Source organism: Halorubrum sp. SP9 (assembly GCF_005435015.1).
Taxonomy (GTDB): domain Archaea; phylum Halobacteriota; class Halobacteria; order Halobacteriales; family Haloferacaceae; genus Halorubrum; species Halorubrum sodomense.
In genome coordinates, this window is record NZ_SGXU01000167.1 from 1 (window position 1) to 877 (window position 877).

Genomic DNA, 877 nt, shown 5'->3' on the forward strand with positions numbered 1-877 from the left:
AGGCGGGCGGCGGATAAGTGGCGTTCGGATCGGCGATGCGACTACGATGTCGCCCGGACGAATAATTTGAGGCGGCTACTGATACGCCCTGCCGCTCTCAGGACTTGATCACAGCAACATAAGCAAACAGCCCGGTCAACATCGACACGATAACCGCGACGAGGTTGACTCCAGCTCCGACAGTGCCCGGAAGGTTGCTGTTGATCACTAACCAACTAACCAGCGTCAGAATCGTCATGAGCAGCCCGATCACCTGAGCAGCTTGTCTAACCACGATTCCACACCTCCAGGTTCACCGATGCCTTGGTTGGAAGCATCAGTCGATCATGAGAGCCGATAGATACTTTGAACGGCCGCTGAAACCGGCTTTCAGTGAACGAGGATAGTGATTTGGCGAACGTACATCGCCGTTACGTGAATGCGGAACGGGAAGATGAGGGTATACCAGACTACTTCAAGCAGCGATTGAACAACAATACGCAGAACGAACTCCTTCAAGAAGCCGTATTCCGAGAGTTATGGTACAGCGATGATGCGATACACTCTCTTGGGTCACTTGAGTCGGTGATTGATAGAGATCGTCAGACGATCTCTGACCGTCTCGATGAAATGGTTGAGCAGGGAATGCTCAAGAAGGGATCAATCAACAACGGGGACTATTGGTGGATTAATTTCCCCGACTCTGAGTACCCCTTACCGAGAGATACTGTCGTCCACCCAAAGCCGGATTCAGAGGAGATGTCTGCTAGTGAGTTCTTCGAACAAACACACGTAATAATCGGTGCAGTCGCCCTCCTAGCAACCGCTATCGGCGGCGGTATGGTCCTCTTTGGTGTATTTCAACCGACCGGCGATCCGCTCTTGCCTGTTCCTACTC

Annotated in this window: 2 protein-coding genes; one reads left to right on the top strand and one right to left on the bottom strand. The window is 52.3% G+C overall.

Features of this window, described 5'->3' with window-relative positions; translation table 11 throughout:
- Positions 1 to 97: 97 nt before the first annotated feature.
- Positions 98 to 274, bottom strand: a complete 177-nt coding sequence (locus tag EXE45_RS19855; protein WP_158293461.1) for a hypothetical protein — start codon at positions 272 to 274, stop codon at positions 98 to 100.
- Positions 275 to 372: 98 nt separating this feature from the next.
- On the opposite strand from EXE45_RS19855, the gene EXE45_RS17020 reads away from it, so the two are divergent.
- A partial coding sequence (locus EXE45_RS17020) for a hypothetical protein (protein ID WP_137695030.1) occupies positions 373 to 877 on the top strand: 505 nt, incomplete at its 3' end.